Origin of the sequence: Blastococcus xanthinilyticus (assembly GCF_008124835.1) — a bacterium.
GTDB classification, from domain to species: Bacteria; Actinomycetota; Actinomycetes; order Mycobacteriales; family Geodermatophilaceae; genus Blastococcus; species Blastococcus xanthinilyticus.
In genome coordinates, this window is sequence record NZ_VNHW01000002.1 from 159,959 (window position 1) to 182,596 (window position 22,638).

Below are 22,638 nucleotides of genomic sequence, written 5' to 3' on the forward strand. Positions count from 1 at the left end.
GAAGGAGACACCATGGCCAAGCTTTCCAGCGCCGATCTGCTCGACGCGTTCAAGGAGATGACCCTCCTCGAGCTGTCCGACTTCGTGAAGCAGTTCGAGGAGACGTTCGACGTCACCGCGGCTGCCCCCGTGGCCGTCGCGGCCGCCCCGGCCGCCGGTGGCGGCGGCGGTGGCGACGAGGCCGCTGCGGAGCAGGACGAGTTCGACGTCATCCTCGAGGCTGCCGGTGACAAGAAGATCCAGGTCATCAAGGAGGTGCGCGGTCTGACCTCGCTCGGCCTCAAGGAGGCCAAGGACCTGGTCGACAACGCGCCGAAGCCCGTCCTGGAGAAGGTCGCCAAGGACGCCGCCGAGAAGGCCAAGGCCGCTCTCGAGGGCGCCGGCGCCTCGGTCACCGTCAAGTGACCCTCCGCCCGGCGGTCCCCGCCGGGCACGTCACCGCCAGGTGACACCCCCTCCCCGGTCCGCCGGGGAGCCGCAGCACCCCGCACAGGGGCCGTCCTCCACCGGAGGGCGGCCCCTGTCGCATCCGGTGCTCCGGCCGCCATCGCTCGGCCGGCGGACGGCCGCTCCGGACCGGAGGCCCCGCCGAGCGGTCGTGGTGGCGGCGCACGGCGTCCGACCTCCGTCGGCGTGGCGGTCCCACCGCCGGGAGGCGGCTGGCATCATGGGCGTGCGGCACGCCCCGCCGGCCCGGTCGACCCGGCCCGCGCGTCCCGGGTGTGGTGCCGGTCGCACCGGTACCCCCCGCGTGGACATCGCGCACTATCAGGGGTAGGGTCTCCTGTTGCGCTGCCCTCTGACTGCCTGCCCGCCGAGACGGGTCACGACGGATGTCCGGGAATCCTCCGGGTGCCTTCCGCGCTGACCGTCGTAACGGGCGTTCCCGGCCGTCGCGGACAGCCTCGCCATTACCGACGACGACCCAGGACGACCAGCACCCACCGCCCGCACGTCGTGAGGTCCTTGGAAGGACGCATCTTGGCAGGCTCTCGCCCCACCAGCATCACCCCCGGCACCACCGAGTCGGGTAGCAACCAGACCACCCCGGTTACACAGGACGGCCCCCGCACCGGCGAGGCCGACCAGCAGAAGATCCCCGGCGCGCCGTTGCGCGTCTCGTTCGCCAAGATCTCCGAGCCCCTCGAGGTCCCGGACCTGCTCGCCCTGCAGACCGCCTCGTTCGACTGGCTGGTCGGCAGCCCCGAGTGGCGCGCCACGCTCTCGCCCGAGGAGCAGGCCGACGCCGTCGGCGGCCTCGCCGAGATCCTCGAGGAGATCTCCCCGATCGAGGACTTCAGCGGCTCGATGTCGCTGTCCTTCTCCAACCCGCGCTTCGAGGACGTCAAGGCGTCCCTCGAGGAGTGCAAGGACAAGGACATGACCTACGCGGCGCCGCTGTTCGTCACCGCCGAGTTCATGAACAACACGACCGGCGAGATCAAGAGCCAGACCGTGTTCATGGGCGACTTCCCGATCATGACGAACAAGGGCACCTTCGTCATCAACGGGACCGAGCGCGTCGTCGTCTCGCAGCTGGTCCGCTCGCCCGGCGTCTACTTCGACAAGACGCTGGACAAGACCTCGGACAAGGACGTCTTCAGCGCCAAGGTCATCCCCAGCCGCGGTGCGTGGCTGGAGTTCGACGTCGACAAGCGCGACACCGTCGGCGTCCGCATCGACCGCAAGCGCCGCCAGCCGGTCACCGTGCTGCTCAAGGCGCTGGGCTGGGCCGAGGACCGGATCCGCGAGCACTTCCAGTGGTCGCCCACCGTCCTCGCGACGCTGGAGAAGGACCACATCGCCGGGCAGGACGAGGCCCTGCTCGACATCTACCGCAAGCTGCGGCCGGGCGAGCCGCCGACGCGTGAGTCGGCGCAGGCGCTGCTGGAGAACCTGTTCTTCAACCCCAAGCGCTACGACCTGGCCAAGGTCGGCCGGTACAAGGTCAACAAGAAGCTCGGTGTCGACGTCCCGCAGAGCACCTCCACGCTCACCGAGGACGACATCGTCGCCACGATCGAGTACGTCGTGCGCCTCCACGCCGACGAGCCCGACCACGGCGTCGACGACATCGACCACTTCGGCAACCGCCGCCTGCGCACCGTCGGCGAGCTGATCCAGAACCAGATCCGGGTCGGCCTCTCCCGCATGGAGCGCGTGGTCCGCGAGCGGATGACGACGCAGGACGTCGAGGCGATCACGCCGCAGACCCTGATCAACATCCGGCCGGTCGTCGCCTCCATCAAGGAGTTCTTCGGCACCAGCCAGCTGTCCCAGTTCATGGACCAGACCAACCCGCTCGCGGGCCTGACCCACAAGCGCCGCCTGTCGGCGCTGGGCCCGGGTGGTCTGTCCCGTGAGCGGGCCGGCATGGAGGTCCGCGACGTGCACCCGAGCCACTACGGCCGGATGTGCCCGATCGAGACGCCGGAAGGCCCGAACATCGGCCTGATCGGCTCGCTGTCCTCGTTCGGCCGGGTCAACGCCTTCGGCTTCATCGAGACGCCGTACCGCAAGGTCGAGTTCGGCCAGGTCACCGACCGGATCGACTACCTGACCGCCGACGAGGAGGACCGCTTCGTCGTCGCGCAGGCCAACTCCGTCCTCGACGGCAACCGGCTCACCGAGGAGCGGGTCCTGGTCCGCACCAAGGGCGGCGAGGTCGACTACGTCGCCCCCGAGAACGTGGACTACATGGACGTCTCGCCGCGGCAGATGACCTCGGTCGCGACGGCGATGATCCCGTTCCTCGAGCACGACGACGCCAACCGCGCGCTCATGGGCGCCAACATGCAGCGGCAGGCGGTGCCGCTGCTGCGCAGCGAGGCCCCGCTGGTCGGTACCGGCATGGAGCTGCGGGCCGCCGTCGACGCCGGCGACGTCGTCGTGGCGGAGAAGGCCGGTGTGGTCGAGGACTCCACCGCCGACTACGTGACGGTCATGGCCGACGACGGCACCCGGCAGACCTACCGGCTGCTGAAGTTCCGCCGCTCGAACCAGGGCACCTCGATCAACCAGACCCCCGTCGTGGACGAGGGTCAGCGCGTCGAGGTCGGCCAGGTCATCGCCGACGGCCCGTGCACCGACCAGGGCGAGATGGCGCTGGGCAAGAACCTGCTCGTCGCCTTCATGCCGTGGGAGGGCCACAACTACGAGGACGCGATCATCCTGTCGCAGCGCCTCGTGCAGGACGACGTCCTGTCCTCGATCCACATCGAGGAGTTCGAGGTCGACGCCCGCGACACCAAGCTCGGCGCCGAGGAGATCACCCGGGACATCCCGAACGTCTCCGAGGACGTGCTGGCCGACCTGGACGAGCGCGGCATCATCCGCATCGGTGCCGAGGTCGTCCCGGGCGACATCCTCGTCGGGAAGGTCACGCCCAAGGGCGAGACCGAGCTGACCCCCGAGGAGCGCCTGCTCCGCGCGATCTTCGGCGAGAAGGCCCGCGAGGTCCGCGACACGTCGCTCAAGGTCAAGCACGGTGAGTCCGGCAAGGTCATCGGCGTCCGCGTGTTCTCGCGCGAGGACGGCGACGAGCTGCCCGCCGGCGTCAACGAGCTGATCCGGGTCTACGTCGCCCAGATGCGCAAGATCTCCGACGGCGACAAGCTCGCCGGACGCCACGGCAACAAGGGCGTCATCTCGAAGATCCTGCCGCAGGAGGACATGCCGTTCCTCGAGGACGGCACCCCCGTGGACATCGTGCTCAACCCGCTCGGCGTCCCCGGCCGGATGAACGTCGGCCAGGTGCTGGAGACCCACCTCGGGTGGGTCGCCAAGCAGGGCTGGGAGGTCAACGGCGACCCGGACTGGGCGAAGAACCTGCCCGAGAAGGCGAAGGCCGCGGCCGCCGGCACCCGCACCGCGACCCCGGTGTTCGACGGGGCCAAGGAGGACGAGATCGTCGGCCTGCTGGGCTCGACGATCCCGAACCGGGACGGCAACCGGATGGTCAAGGAGACCGGCAAGGCGCGGCTGTTCGACGGCCGGTCGGGGGAGCCCTTCCCCGAGCCGATCTCGGTCGGCTACGTCTACATCCTGAAGCTGCTGCACCTGGTCGACGACAAGATCCACGCCCGCTCGACCGGCCCGTACTCGATGATCACGCAGCAGCCGCTGGGTGGTAAGGCGCAATTCGGTGGCCAGCGCTTCGGCGAGATGGAGTGCTGGGCGATGCAGGCCTACGGCGCGGCCTACGCGCTGCAGGAGCTGCTCACCATCAAGTCCGACGACATCCTCGGCCGCGTCAAGGTGTACGAGGCGATCGTCAAGGGCGAGAACATCCCCGAGCCGGGCATCCCGGAGTCGTTCAAGGTGTTGCTCAAGGAGCTGCAGTCGCTCTGCCTCAACGTCGAGGTGCTCTCCAGCGACGGCAACGCCATCGAGCTGCGCGACACCGACGACGAGGTCTTCCGGGCCGCGGAGGAGCTGGGCATCGACCTGTCCCGCCGTGAGCCGTCTTCGGTGGAAGACGTCTGATCGTGCCTGCCGGCCGGCCCTGCACAGCCGGGGCCGGCCGGCACCACACCTTTTCGATAAGAGTGCAGTAACGAGCCCCTGGAAGGGGTCACACCTTGCTCGACGTCAACTTCTTCGACGAGCTCCGCATCGGGCTGGCCACCGGCGACGACATCCGCCAGTGGAGCCACGGTGAGGTGAAGAAGCCCGAGACCATCAACTACCGGACCCTGCGTCCGGAGAAGGACGGTCTCTTCTGCGAGAAGATCTTCGGTCCCACCCGGGACTGGGAGTGCTACTGCGGTAAGTACAAGCGCGTCCGGTTCAAGGGCATCATCTGCGAGCGCTGTGGCGTCGAGGTGACCCGGGCCAAGGTCCGCCGCGAGCGGATGGGCCACATCGAGCTGGCCGCGCCGGTCACGCACATCTGGTTCTTCAAGGGCGTCCCCTCGCGCCTGGGCTACCTGCTCGACCTGGCGCCCAAGGACCTCGAGAAGATCATCTACTTCGCCGCCTACATGATCACCTCGGTCGACGACGAGGCGCGCCACCGCGACCTCCCGACCATCGAGGCCGAGATCAGCGCGGAGAAGCACAACCTGGAGTCCCGCCGCGACGCCGACGTGGAGGCCCGCCAGCAGAAGCTGGAGGCCGATCTCGCCGAGCTCGAGGCCGAGGGCGCCAAGTCCGACGTGCGCCGCAAGGTGCGCGAGGGCGGCGAGCGCGAGATGCGCCAGCTCCGCGACCGCGCGCAGCGGGAGATCGACCGCCTCGACGAGGTGATCGACACCTTCCGCAAGCTCGAGGTCAAGCAGCTCATCGCCGACGAGGGCCTGTACCGCGAGCTGCGCGACCGCTTCGGTGAGTACTTCGAGGGCGGCATGGGCGCCGCGGCGCTGCAGAAGCTGCTCGCCGGCTTCGACCTCGACGCCGAGGCCGCCTCGCTGCGCGAGACCATCCGCAGCGGCAAGGGCCAGCGCAAGCTGCGGGCCCTCAAGCGGCTGAAGGTCGTGGCTGCCTTCCAGCAGACCCGCAACTCGCCCATGGGCATGGTGCTCGACTGCGTCCCGGTCATCCCGCCGGACCTGCGCCCGATGGTGCAGCTCGACGGTGGCCGCTTCGCGACCAGCGACATGAACGACCTGTACCGCCGCGTGATCAACCGGAACAACCGGCTGAAGCGTCTGCTCGACCTCGGCGCTCCCGAGATCATCGTGAACAACGAGAAGCGGATGCTCCAGGAGTCCGTGGACGCGCTGTTCGACAACGGCCGTCGCGGCCGGCCGGTCACCGGCCCGGGCAACCGGCCCCTGAAGTCCCTGAGCGATCTGCTCAAGGGCAAGCAGGGCCGGTTCCGCCAGAACCTGCTCGGCAAGCGCGTCGACTACTCCGGCCGTTCGGTCATCGTCGTCGGCCCGCAGCTGAAGCTGCACCAGTGCGGCCTGCCCAAGCAGATGGCGCTGGAGCTGTTCAAGCCCTTCGTCATGAAGCGGCTGGTCGACCTCAACCACGCGCAGAACATCAAGTCCGCCAAGCGGATGGTGGAGCGCGCGCGGCCGGTCGTGTGGGACGTGCTCGAGGAGGTCATCACCGAGCACCCGGTGCTGCTCAACCGCGCACCGACCCTGCACCGCCTGGGCATCCAGGCCTTCGAGCCGCAGCTGGTCGAGGGCAAGGCCATCCAGATCCACCCGCTGGTCTGCACCGCGTTCAACGCGGACTTCGACGGTGACCAGATGGCGGTGCACCTGCCGCTGTCGGCCGAGGCCCAGGCCGAGGCCCGCATCCTGATGCTGAGCTCGAACAACATCCTGAGCCCGGCCGACGGTCGTCCGATCACCGCCCCGACCCAGGACATGGTGCTGGGCCTGTACCACCTCACGACCCTGGTGGCCTCGCCGCTGGAGGCCGACGGTGGCCGGCCGCGCGCCTTCTCCTCGGCCGCCGAGGCCGTCATGGCCTACGACAAGGGCGACCTGGGGCTGCAGGAGCGGGCCTGGATCCGTCTCGACGAGGTCTACGGCGTCGACAACGGTGCGGTCAACGAGCCGTGGGAGCAGCCGGAGGACTGGACGCCGGGCGCCCCCGCGCGCGTCGTCACCAGCCTGGGCCGGGTGCTGTTCAACGAGGCCCTGCCCGAGGACTACCGCTTCGTCAACTACCAGGTGCCGAAGAAGGAGCTCGGGGCGATCGTCAACGACCTCGCCGAGCGCTACCCCAAGGTGCAGGTCGCGGCGACGCTGGACGCGCTGAAGTCCGCCGGTTTCCGGTGGGCCACCCGCTCCGGCATCACGATCGCCATCGACGACGTGGTGACCCCGCCGGCCAAGCGCGAGATCCTCGACCGGCACGAGGCCGAGGCCGCCAAGATCGAGCGCCAGTACGAGCGCGGTGTCATCACCGATGCCGAGCGTCGTGGTGAGCTCATCGAGATCTGGACCCGTGCGCGGGCCGAGGTCAGCCAGGCGATGGTGGACAACTTCCCGACCACCAACCCGGTCTGGGTCATGGTCAACTCGGGTGCCCGAGGCAACATGATGCAGATCAGCCAGATCGCCGGTATGCGCGGTCTGGTGGCCAACCCGAAGGGCGAGATCATCCCGCGGCCGATCAAGGCCAACTTCCGGGAGGGTCTGTCGGTGCTGGAGTACTTCATCGCCACGCACGGCGCCCGCAAGGGTCTGGCGGACACCGCGCTGCGGACCGCCGACTCCGGCTACCTCACCCGCCGGCTGGTCGACGTCTCGCAGGACGTCATCATCCGCGAGGAGGACTGCGGCACGGACCGCGGCGTGATCATGCCGATCGGCACCGTCCTCGACGGCGTGGTGACGCGTGACCCGCACGTGGAGACCGGCGTGTACGCCCGCGCCCTGGCCGCCGACGTGGTGGCCGAGGACGGGACCGTCATCGCGCAGGCGAACTCCGACCTGGGCGACGTGCTCATCCAGGCGCTCATCGACGCCGGCGTCTCCGAGGTCAAGGTCCGCTGCGTCCTGACCTGCGAGTCGCTGCTGGGCACCTGCGCCACCTGCTACGGCCGGTCGCTGGCGACCGGCAAGCTGGTGGACGTCGGCGAGGCGGTCGGCATCATCGCCGCCCAGTCGATCGGTGAGCCCGGCACCCAGCTGACGATGCGCACCTTCCACACCGGTGGTGTCGCGGGTGAGGACATCACCCACGGTCTGCCGCGTGTGGTGGAGCTCTTCGAGGCCCGTGTCCCCAAGGGCAAGGCCCCGATCGCCGAGCTGGCCGGCTCCGTCCGGATCGAGGACGGCGAGCAGTTCCGGAAGCTCACCATCACCCCGGACGACGGCTCCGACGAGGTCGTCTACGACAAGCTGTCGCGCCGGTCGCGCCTGCGGGTCGAGGACGGCGCGCACGTCGAGGTCGGCGAGCAGCTGACCGAGGGTGCGGTCGACCCGCACGAGGTGCTGCGGATCATGGGCCCGCGCGAGGTGCAGCTGCACCTGGTCCGGGAGGTCCAGGAGGTCTACCGCAGCCAGGGTGTGTCGATCCACGACAAGCACATCGAGGTGATCATCCGCCAGATGCTGAAGCGGGTGACCATCATCGACTCGGGGGCGACGGAGTTCCTCCCCGGTGCGCTGGTCGAGCGGACGATCTTCGAGACGGAGAACCGTCGCGTCGTCGCCGAGGGCGGCGAGCCCGCCTCGGCCCGTCCGGTCCTCATGGGCATCACCAAGGCCTCGCTCGCGACCGAGTCGTGGCTGTCGGCCGCCTCCTTCCAGGAGACGACCAAGGTGCTCACCGACGCCGCGATCCAGGGCAAGAGCGACAGCCTGCTCGGGCTCAAGGAGAACGTGATCATCGGAAAGCTGATCCCGGCGGGTACGGGCATCAGCCGCTACCGGAACATCACGGTCGAGCCGACCGAGGAGGCGCGGGCCGCCGTCTACACGATGGCCGGCTACGAGGACGGGCAGTACTACAGCCCGGACGTCTTCGGTCAGGGCACCGGCGAGGCCGTGCGTCTCGAGGAGTACGACTGGCGGGGCTGATGCCCTAGCCACGCAGTGACGAAAGGGCCCCCGGATCAGGCAACTGATCCGGGGGCCCTTCTGTCTGTCGTCCTCCGGACGACACCGCGACCAACTACCGTCCCCAGCGCCGCTGAGCCGCTGCCCGTGTCCCCGTCGGGAGCCCTCCGGGCCCCGCGACGGGTCCACCCCGGCTGTCTGCCGTCCCCGGCCGCCGCGGACCCGTCGCCGGTCAGGAGCTCAGGCGCTTCATGGTCTCCACGGTCTCGAGCCGGCCCTCGCGGGTCCCGTCGAGGGGCTGGAGCATCAGCGTCGTGACGCCGGCCTCGGCGAACGCCGCGATCCGCTCGGCGACGTGCCCCTCCGGTCCGATCAGCGAGGCCGCGCGCACCAGCTCGTCGGGCACCGCCGCCGCGGCCTCGTCCTTCTTGCCGTCGAGGTAGAGGTCCTGGACCTCCTTGGCCTCCGCCTCGTAGCCGTACCGGACGGCGAGGTCGTTGTAGAAGTTCTTCCCGCGGGCCCCCATGCCGCCGATGTAGAGGGCCAGCGACGGCCGGACGAGGTCCAGCATCGACTCGACGTCGTCGCCGATGGCCACCGGGACACCGGTGATGACCTGCAGCTCCCCGAGCGACGGGTCGCGCTTGGCCCTGCCGGCGGCGAGCGAGTCGCCCCAGACGGAGGCGGCCTTCTCGGGCACGAAGAAGATCGGCTCCCAGGCCTCGGCGATCTCGGCGGCGAGCTCGACGTTCTTCGGCCCGAGCGCGGCCAGCATGACCGGGACGCGGTCCCGCACCGGCGTGTTGATCAGCTTCAGCGGCTTGCCCAGGCCCGTGCCCTGCTCGGCCGGCAGCGGGACGGTGTACTTCTTGCCCTCGTGCTGCAGCCGCTCGCGGCGCCACACCTGACGGCAGATCTCCACGATCTCGCGGGTGCGCTGCAACGGTGCGTCGTAGGGGAGTCCGTGCCAGCCCTCGATCACCTGCGGGCCCGAGGCGCCCAGCCCGAGCGTGAACCGGCCGCCGGAGACGAAGTCCAGGCCGGCGGCGGTCATGGCGGTGAGGGCCGGGGTGCGGCTGTAGATGGGCAGGATGCCGCTGAGCAGCTCCACGCGCTCGGTGACGGCCGCGAGGTACCCCAGCTGGCTCACCGCGTCGAACGTGTACACCTCGGCCACCATGGCGAGGTCGAGGCCGGCGGCCTCCAGGTCGCGGATCTCCGCCGCGGTCTCCTGGAAGCCTCCGCTGTAGCTGGCCTGGATGCCGATGCGCACGTCGCACTCCTGTCGTCTCCCGGCACCACGGTGGCGCCGATCGCACCGTAACGGGCGCCGCACGGGGGAGCGGCGGAGCTGTCCCCGGGCGGTCTCCGGCGGTACTGTCCCCGGGACCCGTGCGCCTGCCCCGCCCCCGCCGGTCGACCTGTCGACCGCGGTGTGAGGGACCCGGCTTTGACCGGCTCCGCAGGCACGCGTATCGTGGTCAGCCGTGCCCAGGGTGCCCTGGGCCTGCTCCCGTTCGCGGTGCGCCTGGGTGGTCGGAGGACATGTCCTCCAGGCCGCCGGGGACCACCTCTCCGGCCCGGCCGGGGGGTGGCGGCGCCGGAGTCGCGAGGGGCAACCGAGTTCGGTCCGACACCGGGACCGGTCCCGGGAAGGGCGACACGCCCGACCCCGTGGACCGGACGGAGGAACACGGCCGGGCTCGGGAAGGTTCCACCAGGGACCGGCACCCGAGCACCACCCGCAGAGCACCACACAGACGAGCACCACCCCAGCGCAGGTAGGAGATCCAGGCCACCCATGCCCACGATCAACCAGCTGGTCCGCAAGGGCCGCGAGGACAAGGTCGTCAAGACCACGACGCCGGCGTTGAAGGGTTCCCCCCAGCGCCGCGGCGTGTGCACCCGCGTGTACACGACGACGCCGAAGAAGCCGAACTCGGCGCTGCGCAAGGTCGCCCGCGTCCGCCTCACCAGTGGCATCGAGGTCACCGCCTACATCCCCGGTGTCGGCCACAACCTGCAGGAGCACTCGATGGTGCTCGTGCGCGGGGGCCGCGTGAAGGACCTGCCGGGCGTCCGGTACAAGATCATCCGCGGCTCGCTGGACACCCAGGGTGTCCGCAACCGCAAGCAGGCTCGCAGCAAGTACGGCGCCAAGAAGGAGAAGAGCTAATGCCGCGCAAGGGCCCCGCGCCGAAGCGTCCGCTCATCGCCGACCCGGTGTACCAGTCGCCGCTGGTCACCCAGCTGGTGAACAAGGTGCTCGTCGACGGCAAGCGCTCGGTCGCCGAGGCGATCGTCTACGGCGCCCTCGAGGGTGCCCGCGCCAAGAGCGACACCGACCCGGTCGTCACGCTGAAGCGTGCGCTGGACAACGTGAAGCCCGCCCTCGAGGTCCGCAGCCGCCGCGTCGGTGGTGCGACCTACCAGGTCCCGGTCGAGGTGCGCGCCTCCCGCAGCACCACGCTGGGCCTGCGCTGGCTGATCCAGTACAGCCGGGCCCGTCGTGAGAAGACGATGACCGAGCGCCTGATGAACGAGCTGCTCGACGCGAGCAATGGTCTGGGTGCCGCCGTCAAGCGGCGCGAGGACACCCACAAGATGGCCGAGTCGAACAAGGCCTTCGCGCACTACCGCTGGTGACGTCCGTCCACCGGCACCCGCGGCCGGCGGGTAGTCCGGGCCACCCCCGGACCCCGCTCGCGGACCAGAACAAAGAGGAGAAGTAATGGCCAGCAACGAGGCCCAGCTGCGCAAGACCCGCAACATCGGGATCATGGCGCACATCGACGCCGGCAAGACGACCACGACCGAGCGCATCCTCTTCTACACCGGTATCACGTACAAGATCGGTGAGGTCCACGACGGCGCGGCCACGATGGACTGGATGGAGCAGGAGCAGGAGCGCGGCATCACCATCACGTCCGCCGCGACGAAGTGCTCGTGGAACGACCACGACATCAACATCATCGACACCCCCGGGCACGTCGACTTCACGGTCGAGGTGGAGCGCTCGCTCCGCGTGCTCGACGGCGCGGTCGCGGTCTACGACGGCGTCGCCGGCGTGGAGCCGCAGACCGAGCAGGTGTGGCGGCAGGCCGAGAAGTACGGCGTCCCGCGGATGTGCTTCGTCAACAAGCTCGACCGCACCGGTGCGAACTTCTTCCGCTGCGTCGACATGATGGTCGAGCGACTGGCCGCCAACCCGCTGGTGCTGCAGCTGCCCATCGGTGCCGAGGCGGACTTCATCGGCGTCGTCGACCTGGTGCAGATGCGCGCCCTCACCTGGCGCGGCGAGACCAAGATGGGCGAGGACTACGCCATCGAGGAGATCCCGGCCGAGCTCGCCGACCAGGCCGCCGAGTACCGCGAGAAGCTGCTCGAGAACATCGCGGACTTCGACGACTCGCTGATGGAGGACTACCTCGGCGGCGAGGAGATCGCTGTCGACCGCCTCAAGGCGGCCATCCGCAAGGCCACCATCGGCGGCCAGGTGAACCCGGTCCTGACCGGCACCGCGTTCAAGAACAAGGGCGTGCAGCCGTTGCTCGACGCGGTCGTCGACTACCTCCCCAGCCCGCTGGACATCGAGGCGATCGTCGGCACCGCGCTGGACGGCGAGACCGAGGTCCTCCGGCACGCCGACGAGGACGAGCCGTTCTCCGCGCTGGCGTTCAAGATCCAGACCGACCAGCACCTCGGCAAGCTGACCTACATCCGGGTCTACTCCGGCCGGCTCGACGCCGGGTCCCCGGTGCTGAACAGCACCAAGGACCGCAAGGAGCGGGTCGGCAAGATCTACCAGATGCACGCCAACAAGCGCGAAGAGCGCGCGGGTGTGGGCGCCGGCCAGATCGTCGCGGTCAACGGCATGAAGCAGACGACGACGGGTGACACGCTCTGCGACCCGCAGAAGCCGGTCATCCTGGAGTCGATGAGCTTCCCGGCGCCGGTCATCTCGGTCGCCATCGAGCCGAAGACCAAGAGCGACCAGGAGAAGCTCGGCACCGCGATCCAGAAGCTCGCCGAGGAGGACCCGACCTTCCAGGTGAAGCTCGACGAGGAGACCGGCCAGACGGTCATCTCCGGCATGGGCGAGCTGCACCTGGAGATCCTGGTCGACCGCATGCGGCGTGAGTTCAACGTCGAGGCCAACGTCGGCAAGCCGCAGGTCGCCTACCGCGAGACGATCCGCAAGGCCGTCGAGCGCTACGACTACACGCACAAGAAGCAGACGGGTGGCTCCGGGCAGTTCGCGAAGGTCCAGATCGCGATCGAGCCGCTCGAGATGAGCGCCGACTCGGCGACCTACGAGTTCGAGAACAAGGTCACCGGTGGTCGGATCCCGAAGGAGTACATCCCTTCGGTGGACCAGGGCATGCAGGACGCCATGCAGTACGGCGTCCTGGCCGGCTACCCCATGGTGGGTGTCAAGGCCAGCCTGCTCGACGGTCAGTACCACGAGGTCGACTCCTCGGAGATGGCCTTCAAGATCGCCGGTTCGATCGCCTTCAAGGAGGCGGCGCGCAAGGCCAGCCCGGCCCTGCTCGAGCCGCTGATGGCGGTCGAGGTCACGACGCCCGAGGACAACATGGGCGACGTCATCGGCGACCTGAACTCCCGCCGCGGGATCATCCAGGCGATGGAGGAGCGCTCCGGCGCCCGCGTCGTCCGGGCCCTGGTGCCGCTGTCGGAGATGTTCGGCTACGTGGGCGACCTGCGCAGCCGCACCCAGGGACGGGCGAGCTACTCGATGGTGTTCGACTCGTACGCCGAGGTCCCGGCCAACGTCGCCAAGGAGATCATCGCCAAGGTGACCGGCGAGTAGGTCGAGCAAGCGGAATGCGGGCCGATCGCCCGCGTTCTCAGAGCAGAGCCCCCACCCCAGAGCACGCACCACCTGCGTAACCACGAGGAGAGGAACCCAGTGGCCAAGGCCAAGTTCGAGCGGACCAAGCCGCACGTCAACATCGGCACCATCGGGCACATCGACCACGGCAAGACGACGCTGACCGCGGCGATCACCAAGGTCCTGCACGACAAGTACCCGAACCTCAACGAGGCGTCCGCGTTCGACCAGATCGACAAGGCGCCCGAGGAGAAGGCTCGCGGCATCACGATCTCGATCGCGCACGTCGAGTACCAGACGGAGAACCGGCACTACGCGCACGTCGACTGCCCCGGGCACGCCGACTACATCAAGAACATGATCACCGGTGCCGCGCAGATGGACGGCGCGATCCTCGTGGTCGCCGCCACCGACGGTCCCATGCCGCAGACGAAGGAGCACGTCCTCCTGGCCCGCCAGGTCGGCGTCCCCTACATCGTCGTGGCGCTCAACAAGGCCGACATGGTCGACGACGAGGAGATCCTCGAGCTCGTCGAGCTGGAGGTCCGCGAGCTGCTCAGCGAGTACGAGTTCCCGGGCGACGACGTCCCCGTGGTCCGCGTCTCGGCGCTCAAGGCCCTCGAGGGCGACGCCGAGTGGGGCGACAAGCTCATGGAGCTGATGAACGCCGTCGACACCGCGATCCCGGAGCCGGAGCGCGAGATCGACAAGCCGTTCCTCATGCCCGTCGAGGACGTCTTCACCATCACCGGTCGTGGCACGGTCGTGACCGGCCGCGTCGAGCGTGGCATCGTCAAGGTCTCCGAGGAGATCGAGATCGTCGGTATCCGCGAGGGTTCGACGAAGACGACCGTCACCGGCGTCGAGATGTTCCGCAAGCTGCTCGACCAGGGCCAGGCCGGCGACAACGTGGGCCTGCTCCTCCGCGGCATCAAGCGCGAGGACGTGGAGCGCGGCCAGGTCGTCGTGAAGCCCGGCTCGATCACCCCGCACACCAACTTCGAGGGCTCGGTCTACATCCTCTCGAAGGACGAGGGTGGCCGTCACACGCCGTTCTTCAACAACTACCGTCCCCAGTTCTACTTCCGGACGACGGACGTGACCGGCGTGGTGACCCTGCCGGCCGGCACCGAGATGGTCATGCCGGGCGACAACACCGAGATGACGGTGGAGCTCATCCAGCCCATCGCCATGGAGGAGGGCCTGCGCTTCGCCATCCGCGAGGGTGGCCGCACCGTCGGCGCCGGGCGCGTCACGAAGATCCTCAAGTAACACCCTGACGGGCGGCGGCCGGGGACCGGCCGCCGCCCGTCGCCGGGTGTCCGGGCACGAGCCCGGACGCCCACCCGGGGTCAGCAGACCCACTTGATCTTTCACAACCGATCGGCAGGAGCGAGAACAGGCGATGGCGGGACAGAAGATCCGCATCCGGCTGAAGGCCTACGACCACGAAGCGATCGACGCCTCGGCGCGGCGCATCGTCGAGACGGTGACGAAGACCGGAGCGCGCGTCGTCGGCCCGGTGCCGCTGCCGACGGAGAAGAACGTCTATGCCGTGATCCGGTCTCCGCACAAGTACAAGGACTCCTTCGAGCACTTCGAGATGCGGACCCACAAGCGGCTCATCGACATCCTCGACCCGACGCCGAAGACGGTCGACGCGCTCATGCGCATCGACCTGCCGGCTTCGGTCGACGTCAACATTCAGTAAGGGCAGTCAGCAGACATGGCGAGCACATTTCGCGGGCTCCTCGGCGAGAAGCTGGGGATGACCCAGGTTTTCGACGAGAACAACCGCCTCGTGCCGGTGACCGTCGTCAAGGCGGGTCCGTGTGTGGTGACCCAGGTGCGCACCCCCGAGGTCGACGGCTACTCCGCCGTCCAGCTCGGGTTCGGTGAGATCGACCCGCGCAAGGTGAACCGTCCCGAGGGCGGGCACTTCACCAAGGCGGGCGTGACGCCGCGGCGCCACCTGGTGGAACTGCGCACCTCGGACGCCGGCAACTACACGGTCGGCCAGGAGCTGACCACCGAGGTCTTCGACGGCGTGGCCAAGGTCGACGTCATCGGCACCAGCAAGGGCAAGGGCACCGCCGGTGTCATGAAGCGGCACGGGTTCAAGGGTCTGGGCGCCGGCCACGGCACCCACCGCAAGCACCGTGCGCCCGGCTCCATCGGTGGCGCGTCCACCCCCGGCCGCGTCTTCAAGGGCCTGCGCATGGCCGGCCGCATGGGCGCGGTGAAGACCACGACCCTGTCGCTCAACGTCCACAAGGTGGACGCGGAGCGCGGCCTGCTGCTGATCAAGGGCGCCATCCCCGGCCCGAAGGGCGGCCTCGTGCTCGTCCGTTCGGCCGTCAAGGGTGGCCCCGTGGGGAGTGACGACAAGTGACCGCATCAACGAGTGAAGGCACCGTCGGAGCGCGCACCGACCGCGAGGTCGAGGTCCGCACCCCGGCCGGGGAGACCACCGGCAGCGTCACGCTGCCCGGCGAGCTCTTCGACGCCAACGCCAACGTCTCGCTCATGCACCAGGTGGTCGTGGCGCAGCTCGCCGCGGCCCGCCAGGGCACGCACGCGACGAAGACGCGGGCGCAGGTCAGCGGTGGTGGCGTCAAGCCGTACCGGCAGAAGGGCACCGGCCGCGCCCGTCAGGGCTCGATCCGCGCGCCGCAGTTCACCGGCGGTGGCACGGTGCACGGTCCGCAGCCGCGCGACTACAGCCAGCGGACCCCGAAGAAGATGAAGGCCGCCGCCCTGCGCGGTGCCCTCTCCGACCGGGCCCGCGAGGGTCGCGTGCACGTCGTCTCGGCGTTCGTGGACGGCGACGCCCCGAAGACCAAGTCGGCGCTGGCCACCCTCAACGCGGTGACCCAGGCCAAGCGGGTGCTGGTCGTCCTGGACCGGGACGACGTCCTGAACTGGGTCAGCCTGCGCAACGTGCCCGAGGTCCACCTCATCGAGGCCGGCCAGCTGAACACCTACGACGTGCTGGTGTCCGACGAGGTCGTCTTCACCGAGACGGCGCTCGCCGAGTTCGTCGCCGGCCCGGCCAAGGGCAAGCGCTCGGGCGCCGAGCTGCCGGACCTCGCCACCTCGGAGATCCCCGGTGGCATCCCGTCCATCGCCCCCGCCGTCGGCGAGGGCACCGTCGAAGAGACCACCGAGGAGAAGGCATGAGCGTCCGCGACCCCCGGGACGTCCTGCTCGCCCCGGTCATCTCCGAGAAGAGCTACGGGCTGCTCGACAGCAACCAGTACACCTTCATCGTGCTGCCCGAGGCCAACAAGACGCAGATCAAGATCGCGGTCGAGCAGATCTTCAACGTGAAGGTCCTCGGCGTGAACACGATCAACCGCCAGGGCAAGCGCAAGCGCAGCCGGGGCACGCAGATGGGCAAGCGCAAGGACACCAAGCGCGCCATCGTCTCCCTGGCTGCCGGCGACCGCATCGAGATCTTCGGGGGCCCGGGCACCTGAGGCGGGCGCGAGCCCACCCCACCACCCGGACCTCACGGACCAGAGATAGAAGACAGGGACTGAGTCAGCAATGGCTATCCGCAAGTACAAGCCGACGACGCCGGGCCGCCGCGGCTCCAGCGTCGCCGACTTCGCCGAGGTCACCCGCGACCACCCCGAGAAGTCGCTGGTCCGGCCGCTGCACGGTCGTGGCGGGCGCAACGTGCACGGGAAGGTCACCGCTCGTCACCAGGGCGGCGGGCACAAGCGCGCGTACCGGGTGATCGACTTCCGTCGCGCCGACAAGGACGGTGTGCCGGCCAAGGTCGCGCACATCGAGTACGACCCGAACCGCACGTCGCGGATCGCCCTCCTGCACTTCGCGGACGGCGAGAAGCGGTACATCATCGCGCCGGCCCGCCTGAAGCAGGGCGACACGATCGAGTGCGGCCCCGCCGCCGACATCAAGCCGGGCAACAACCTGCCGCTCCGGAACATCCCGGTCGGCACGGTGGTTCACGCCATTGAGCTCCGCCCCGGTGGCGGCGCCAAGATCGCCCGGTCCGCGGGCACGAGCGTCCAGCTCGTCGCTCGTGAGGGCCGGTTCGCCCAGCTGCGCATGCCGTCGGGCGAGATCCGCAACGTCGACGTGCGCTGTCGCGCGACCGTCGGCGAGGTGGGCAATGCCGAGCAGTCGAACATCAACTGGGGCAAGGCCGGTCGGATGCGGTGGAAGGGCAAGCGCCCGACCGTCCGCGGTGTGGCCATGAACCCGGTCGACCACCCGCACGGTGGTGGTGAGGGCAAGACCTCCGGTGGGCGCCACCCGGTGAACCCGAAGGGCAAGCCGGAGGGCCGGACGCGCAAGCGGAAGGCCAGTGACGCCCTGATCGTGCGCCGCCGGCGCACCAACAAGAAGCGCTGAGCGGGTAGAGGAGTCCGACAGACATGCCACGCAGCCTGAAGAAGGGCCCGTTCGTCGACGACCACCTGCTCAAGAAGGTGGACGCCCAGAACGAAAAGGGCACCAAGAACGTGATCCGCACCTGGTCACGCCGCTCGACGATCATCCCGGACATGCTGGGTCACACCCTCGCGGTGCACGACGGCCGCAAGCACGTCCCGGTGTTCGTCACCGAGGCGATGGTCGGGCACAAGCTCGGGGAGTTCGCGCCCACGCGCACCTTCCGCGGGCACATCAAGGACGACCGCCGCTCGCGGCGGGGCTGACCAGGTAGAGAGAGATTCAGATGACTTCCCAGTTGGGACAGGAGGCGCCGGTCGCCCGGGCTACGGCCCGGTTCGTCCGCGTGACCCCCATGAAGGCCCGCCGGGTGGTGGATCTCATCCGCTACCTGCCGACCGACGAGGCCCTGGCGCTGCTGCGGTTCGCTCCGCAGTCGGCCAGCGAGCCGGTCGCGAAGGTCGTCGCCAGTGCGGTGGCCAACGCCGAGCACAACCTGCAGCTGGACCCGGCTGCGCTCGTGGTCAGCGCCGCCTACGTCGACGAGGGCCCCACGCTCAAGCGGATCCGTCCGCGCGCGCAGGGCCGAGCGTTCCGCATCAACAAGCGGACCAGCCACATCACCGTCGAGGTGAGCGAGGTCGCCACCAGCGCCGAGCTCGCGCAGAAGTCGCGCAAGGCGCGTCGGGACACCGGTCAGTCCGGCCCGGCGACGCAGCAGACGAACAACACGAGGGGAGGGACCCGCTAGTGGGTCAGAAGGTCAACCCGCACGGGTTCCGACTCGGGATCACCACCGACTACAAGTCCCGGTGGTACGCGGACAAGCTGTACAAGGACTACGTCAAGGAAGACGTCGCGATCCGCAAGCTCATGTCCAAGGGCATGGAGCGGGCCGGCATCTCCAAGGTGGAGATCGAGCGCACCCGTGACCGGGTCCGCGTCGACATCCACACCGCCCGTCCGGGCATCGTCATCGGCCGCCGCGGCGCCGAGGCCGACCGCATCCGCGGCGAGCTCGAGAAGCTCACCGGCAAGCAGGTGCAGCTGAACATCCTCGAGGTCAAGAACCCCGAGTCCGACGCGCAGCTGGTCGCCCAGGGCGTCGCCGAGCAGCTCTCCAGCCGGGTCAGCTTCCGCCGTGCCATGCGCAAGGCCATGCAGTCGGCCCAGCGCAGCCCGCAGGTCAAGGGCATCCGGGTGCAGTGCTCGGGTCGCCTCGGCGGCACGGAGATGAGCCGGTCGGAGTTCTACCGCGAGGGCCGGGTGCCGCTGCACACGCTTCGCGCGAACATCGACTACGGCATCTACGAGGCCCGGACGACCTTCGGCCGCATCGGCGTGAAGGTCTGGATCTACAAGGGCGACGTCAGCGGCTCGCGGGCCGAGCGTGCCGCCCTCGAGGCGCTCGCCGACCGCCAGCAGCGTCGCGAGCGGGCCCAGCGCCCGCAGCGCCGCTCCGGCTCCTCGGGCACCACCGCCGGTGGCACCGAGGCCGGCCGCGCCGCCCAGTCCTCGACCGGTCCCGCGACCGACCCGACCGAGGCCGTCGTCGCGCAGACCTCCGGCGAGGTCGCGCCCGAGCAGACGATCGCCGAGTCCGCGGGCCCCGAGGCCACCGCCGCGGCCGAGAACACGGCCGCCGAGAACCCCACGACGGAGGGCTGACACGTGCTGATCCCACGGCGCGTCAAGCACCGCAAGCAGCACCACCCGAGCCGGTCCGGCCGGGCCAAGGGTGGCACCGAGATCAACTTCGGCGAGTACGCCATCCAGGCGCTCGAGCCGGCGTACGTCACCAACCGGCAGATCGAGTCCGCGCGTATCGCGATGACCCGGCACATCCGGCGTGGCGGCAAGGTGTGGATCTCGATCTACCCGGACCGTCCGCTGACCAAGAAGCCCGCCGAGACCCGCATGGGTTCCGGTAAGGGTTCGCCCGAGTGGTGGGTGGCCAACGTCAAGCCCGGCCGCGTGCTGTTCGAGCTGTCCGGTGTCGCCGAGCCCGTCGCCCGTGAGGCGATGCGCCGCGCGATCCACAAGCTGCCGATGAAGTGCCGCTTCATCACGCGTGAAGGAGAAGTGTGATGGCCGCCGGTCTGACCGCTCCCGAGCTGCGGGAGCTCTCCGTCGATGAGCTGGCCGCGCGGCTGCGCGAGTCGAAGGAAGAACTGTTCAACCTGCGGTTCCAGGTGGCCACCGGCCAGCTGGACAACAACCGGCGACTGCAGACCGTCCGCCGCGACATCGCCCGGATCTACACGATCATGCGCGAGCGCGAGCTGGGTCTCTCGGTCGCCCCGAGCGAGGGTGTGGCATGAGCGAGACCCAGGAGAGCAGCGGCCCCGGCCTGGCCGGCCGTGGCTACCGCAAGGTCCGCGAAGGACTGGTCGTCAGCGACAAGATGGAGAAGACCATCGTCGTCGAGGTCGAGGACCGCGTGAAGCACGGCCTGTACGGCAAGGTCATCCGCCGTACGAGCAAGCTGAAGGCGCACGACGAGCAGGGCGTCGCCGGCATCGGTGACCGCGTGCAGATCATGGAGACCCGGCCGACGTCGGCCACCAAGCGGTGGCGGCTGGTCGAGGTCATCGAGAAGGCGAAGTAACCACGGGGCTCCGCCCGTGACCGGCCCTCCGGGGCCGGCGCGGGTAGGAGTACCCTGGACCACTGGCGCGCCCTCGGGCGGCGCCACATCCCGGTCCTCGTGCAACGGTGCGCACCGGCGGCTCAGCCGCCGGTGCGCCCGCACGCGGGGTTCCGGACAGCCGGTTCACCGTTCCGGCCCGGCTGTCACCACAAGTAATGGGGAGTAGGACGTGATCCAGCAGGAGTCGCGGCTGCGAGTCGCCGACAACACCGGTGCGAAGGAGATCCTCTGCATCCGGGTGCTCGGCGGTTCCGGGCGACGCTACGCGGGCATCGGCGACGTCATCGTCGGCACCGTGAAGGACGCCCTCCCGGGTGCCGGCGTCAAGAAGGGCGACGTGGTCAAGGCCGTCGTCGTCCGCACGGTGAAGGAGCGCCGTCGTCCCGACGGTTCCTACATCCGCTTCGACGAGAACGCCGCGGTGATCATCCGCGACAGCGGCGACCCGCGCGGGACGCGCATCTTCGGGCCGGTCGGCCGGGAGCTCCGCGACAAGCGCTTCATGCGGATCATCTCGCTCGCCCCGGAGGTGCTGTGATCATGGCTCAGGCAGCCAGCGGGAAGACCCCGTCGATGAAGGTGAAGAAGGGCGACACCGTCCTCGTGCTGTCCGGCAAGGACAAGGGCGCGAAGGGCCGTGTCATCGCCGCCTACCCCAAGCTCCAGAAGGTGCTGGTGGAGGGCGTCGGCCGGGTGAAGAAGCACACCCGGATCAGCTCGACGCAGCGCGGCGCCCAGCAGGGCGGGATCGTCACGCAGGAGGCGCCCATCCACGTGAGCAACGTGATGGTGATCGACTCCGAGGACAAGCCGACCCGGGTCGGCTACCGCAAGGACGAGGAAGGCCGCAGCATCCGGGTCTCGCGGCGCACCGGTAAGGACCTCTGAGCCCCATGAGCGCACCCACCCGTGAGCTGCCCCGCATGCTCGCCAACTACCGCGACACCATCGTGCCGGCGCTGCAGAGCGAGTTCGGCTACGAGAACGTCATGCAGATCCCCCGGCTGACCAAGATCGTGGTCAACATGGGCGTCGGCGAGGCCACCCGCGACGCGAAGCTGATGGACGGCGCGGTCCGCGACCTGACCGCCATCACCGGCCAGAAGCCGGCCGTCGTCCGGGCCCGCAAGTCCATCGCGCAGTTCAAGCTGCGCGAGGGCATGCCGATCGGCGCGAAGGTCACCCTCCGCGGCGACCGCATGTGGGAGTTCCTCGACCGGCTGCTGTCGCTGGCGCTGCCCCGTATCCGCGACTTCCGCGGCCTGAACGCCAAGCAGTTCGACGGGCACGGCAACTACACGTTCGGGCTGAACGAGCAGTCGATGTTCCGCGAGATCGACGTCGACAAGATCGACCGGCAGCGCGGCATGGACATCACGCTGGTCACCACCGCCACCACCGACGAGGAGGGTCGCGAGCTGCTCCGCCAGCTCGGTTTCCCCTTCGCCGGTCAGCCCGTCGTCACGACCGTCCGCTGAGTCGGGCAGGAGAGAAGCTATGGCCAAGAAGGCGCTGATCAACAAGGCGGCCCGCAAGCCCAAGTTCGCGGTTCGCGGGTACACCCGCTGCCAGCGGTGCGGTCGCCCGCACGCGGTCTTCCGCAAGTTCGGCCTGTGCCGGATCTGCCTGCGGGAGATGGCGCACGCCGGGGAGCTCCCCGGCGTCCGCAAGTCCAGCTGGTGAAGGACCCGGCCGCTCTCCAGGGCACGCCCTGGGGCCCTGCGGCCGGGCCGTTCCATCCCTTTCAGTAGCACCACCGATCGCCGAGAGGCCCAGCGCCAAGTCTCCGAGACCCAGCGCATGAGGAACCGCGGCGAGAGAGGCACCACTCCCCATGACCATGACCGACCCGATCGCAGACATGCTCACCCGTCTGCGGAACGCCAACCAGGCGTACCACGACTCCGCGGTCATGCCGTCGTCGAAGCTCAAGACGCACATCGCCGAGATCCTCCAGCAGGAGGGCTACATCGCCGGCTGGCGCGTCGATGACACCGACAAGGACGGCAAGCCGTTCAAGCAGCTGGTCGTCGACCTGAAGTACGGCCCCAACCGTGAGCGGAGCATCGCCGGCGTCCGCCGGGTCTCGAAGCCCGGTCTGCGGGTGTACGCGAAGTCCACCGCCCTCCCCAAGGTCCTCGGCGGGCTCGGCGTGGCGATCATCTCCACGTCGACCGGGCTGCTCACCGACAAGCAGGCGAACAAGAAGGGCGTGGGTGGGGAAGTCCTCGCCTACGTCTGGTAAGGGA

24 protein-coding genes are annotated in these 22,638 nt (G+C 69.3%); 23 read left to right on the top strand and 1 reads right to left on the bottom strand.

The features are described from left to right. Positions 1 to 12 precede the first annotated feature (12 nt). The 3 genes from rplL to BD833_RS03635 all read left to right on the top strand — a co-directional run bounded on the left by rplL (position 13) and on the right by BD833_RS03635 (position 8,486). Positions 13 to 405, top strand: a complete 393-nt coding sequence (gene rplL, locus BD833_RS03625) for a 50S ribosomal protein L7/L12 (protein WP_166531776.1) — start codon at positions 13 to 15, stop codon at positions 403 to 405. A 576-nt stretch (positions 406 to 981) separates the two neighbouring features. Continuing rightward, entirely contained in the window at positions 982 to 4,485 is a 3,504-nt protein-coding gene (gene rpoB / locus BD833_RS03630; RefSeq protein WP_243737427.1) for a DNA-directed RNA polymerase subunit beta, read from the top strand. A 95-nt stretch (positions 4,486 to 4,580) separates the two neighbouring features. Continuing rightward, positions 4,581 to 8,486, top strand: a complete 3,906-nt coding sequence (locus tag BD833_RS03635) for a DNA-directed RNA polymerase subunit beta' (protein ID WP_166531777.1) — start codon at positions 4,581 to 4,583, stop codon at positions 8,484 to 8,486. Positions 8,487 to 8,697: 211 nt separating this feature from the next. On the opposite strand, the gene BD833_RS03640 is transcribed toward BD833_RS03635, so the two are convergent. Then, the gene (locus BD833_RS03640) at positions 8,698 to 9,738 is read right to left on the bottom strand and encodes an LLM class F420-dependent oxidoreductase (RefSeq protein ID WP_166531778.1); all 1,041 of its coding nucleotides are present in this window, start codon (positions 9,736 to 9,738) and stop codon (positions 8,698 to 8,700) included. 528 nt (positions 9,739 to 10,266) lie between these two features. Here BD833_RS03640 and rpsL point away from each other — a divergent pair. The 20 genes from rpsL (at position 10,267) to rpsH (ending at position 22,634) form a co-directional block, all read left to right on the top strand. After that, positions 10,267 to 10,641, top strand: a complete 375-nt coding sequence (gene rpsL, locus BD833_RS03645) for a 30S ribosomal protein S12 (RefSeq protein ID WP_014377998.1) — start codon at positions 10,267 to 10,269, stop codon at positions 10,639 to 10,641. Continuing rightward, a complete protein-coding gene (gene rpsG, locus BD833_RS03650) occupies positions 10,641 to 11,111 on the top strand; it encodes a 30S ribosomal protein S7 (protein WP_104523791.1) in 471 nt (156 codons plus the stop codon). The genes rpsL and rpsG overlap by 1 nt, the downstream gene beginning before the upstream one ends. An 85-nt stretch (positions 11,112 to 11,196) precedes the next feature. Continuing rightward, positions 11,197 to 13,296 carry an elongation factor G gene (gene fusA / locus BD833_RS03655; RefSeq protein ID WP_166531779.1) on the top strand — a complete coding sequence of 700 codons (2,100 nt, stop codon included), beginning with the start codon at positions 11,197 to 11,199 and terminating at the stop codon, positions 13,294 to 13,296. Between the two features lie 99 nt (positions 13,297 to 13,395). Next, a complete protein-coding gene (gene tuf / locus BD833_RS03660) occupies positions 13,396 to 14,589 on the top strand; it encodes an elongation factor Tu (RefSeq protein WP_166531780.1) in 1,194 nt (397 codons plus the stop codon). Between the two features lie 133 nt (positions 14,590 to 14,722). Beyond that, positions 14,723 to 15,028, top strand: a complete 306-nt coding sequence (gene rpsJ, locus BD833_RS03665; RefSeq protein ID WP_014377994.1) for a 30S ribosomal protein S10 — start codon at positions 14,723 to 14,725, stop codon at positions 15,026 to 15,028. A 15-nt stretch (positions 15,029 to 15,043) separates the two neighbouring features. Beyond that, the gene (gene rplC / locus BD833_RS03670) at positions 15,044 to 15,709 is read left to right on the top strand and encodes a 50S ribosomal protein L3 (protein ID WP_166531781.1); all 666 of its coding nucleotides are present in this window, start codon (positions 15,044 to 15,046) and stop codon (positions 15,707 to 15,709) included. Further along, entirely contained in the window at positions 15,706 to 16,497 is a 792-nt protein-coding gene (gene rplD / locus BD833_RS03675) for a 50S ribosomal protein L4 (RefSeq protein ID WP_166531782.1), read from the top strand. The genes rplC and rplD overlap by 4 nt, the downstream gene beginning before the upstream one ends. Then, positions 16,494 to 16,796: a 50S ribosomal protein L23 gene (gene rplW, locus BD833_RS03680; protein ID WP_166531783.1), complete on the top strand. Its 303-nt coding sequence runs from the start codon at positions 16,494 to 16,496 to the stop codon at positions 16,794 to 16,796. Before rplD ends, rplW begins: the two co-directional genes overlap by 4 nt. A gap of 70 nt (positions 16,797 to 16,866) precedes the next feature. After that, positions 16,867 to 17,700 (top strand): 50S ribosomal protein L2, encoded by an 834-nt coding sequence (gene rplB, locus BD833_RS03685; RefSeq protein WP_166531784.1) that lies wholly within the window; start codon positions 16,867 to 16,869, stop codon positions 17,698 to 17,700. 23 nt (positions 17,701 to 17,723) lie between these two features. Further along, entirely contained in the window at positions 17,724 to 18,005 is a 282-nt protein-coding gene (gene rpsS / locus BD833_RS03690; protein WP_029340037.1) for a 30S ribosomal protein S19, read from the top strand. A 20-nt stretch (positions 18,006 to 18,025) separates the two neighbouring features. Then, complete coding sequence (gene rplV, locus BD833_RS03695) at positions 18,026 to 18,490, top strand: 50S ribosomal protein L22 (RefSeq protein WP_014377988.1); 465 nt, start codon at positions 18,026 to 18,028, stop codon at positions 18,488 to 18,490. Further along, entirely contained in the window at positions 18,490 to 19,407 is a 918-nt protein-coding gene (gene rpsC, locus BD833_RS03700; RefSeq protein WP_166531785.1) for a 30S ribosomal protein S3, read from the top strand. The genes rplV and rpsC overlap by 1 nt, the downstream gene beginning before the upstream one ends. Before the next feature lie 3 nt (positions 19,408 to 19,410). Beyond that, a complete protein-coding gene (gene rplP / locus BD833_RS03705) occupies positions 19,411 to 19,827 on the top strand; it encodes a 50S ribosomal protein L16 (protein ID WP_014377986.1) in 417 nt (138 codons plus the stop codon). Then, entirely contained in the window at positions 19,827 to 20,060 is a 234-nt protein-coding gene (gene rpmC, locus BD833_RS03710) for a 50S ribosomal protein L29 (RefSeq protein ID WP_166531786.1), read from the top strand. The genes rplP and rpmC overlap by 1 nt, the downstream gene beginning before the upstream one ends. Then, the gene (rpsQ, locus tag BD833_RS03715) at positions 20,057 to 20,347 is read left to right on the top strand and encodes a 30S ribosomal protein S17 (RefSeq protein ID WP_166531787.1); all 291 of its coding nucleotides are present in this window, start codon (positions 20,057 to 20,059) and stop codon (positions 20,345 to 20,347) included. Before rpmC ends, rpsQ begins: the two co-directional genes overlap by 4 nt. 211 nt (positions 20,348 to 20,558) lie before the next feature. After that, positions 20,559 to 20,927 carry a 50S ribosomal protein L14 gene (rplN, locus tag BD833_RS03720; RefSeq protein ID WP_091929103.1) on the top strand — a complete coding sequence of 123 codons (369 nt, stop codon included), beginning with the start codon at positions 20,559 to 20,561 and terminating at the stop codon, positions 20,925 to 20,927. A 2-nt stretch (positions 20,928 to 20,929) separates the two neighbouring features. Further along, a complete protein-coding gene (rplX, locus tag BD833_RS03725) occupies positions 20,930 to 21,277 on the top strand; it encodes a 50S ribosomal protein L24 (protein ID WP_481748692.1) in 348 nt (115 codons plus the stop codon). A gap of 5 nt (positions 21,278 to 21,282) precedes the next feature. Then, complete coding sequence (gene rplE, locus BD833_RS03730; RefSeq protein WP_166531788.1) at positions 21,283 to 21,867, top strand: 50S ribosomal protein L5; 585 nt, start codon at positions 21,283 to 21,285, stop codon at positions 21,865 to 21,867. Positions 21,868 to 21,886: 19 nt separating this feature from the next. Next, complete coding sequence (locus BD833_RS03735; protein ID WP_014377980.1) at positions 21,887 to 22,072, top strand: type Z 30S ribosomal protein S14; 186 nt, start codon at positions 21,887 to 21,889, stop codon at positions 22,070 to 22,072. A 157-nt stretch (positions 22,073 to 22,229) separates the two neighbouring features. Then, positions 22,230 to 22,634, top strand: a complete 405-nt coding sequence (gene rpsH, locus BD833_RS03740) for a 30S ribosomal protein S8 (protein WP_481748693.1) — start codon at positions 22,230 to 22,232, stop codon at positions 22,632 to 22,634. The last annotated feature ends 4 nt before the right edge of the window (positions 22,635 to 22,638 follow it).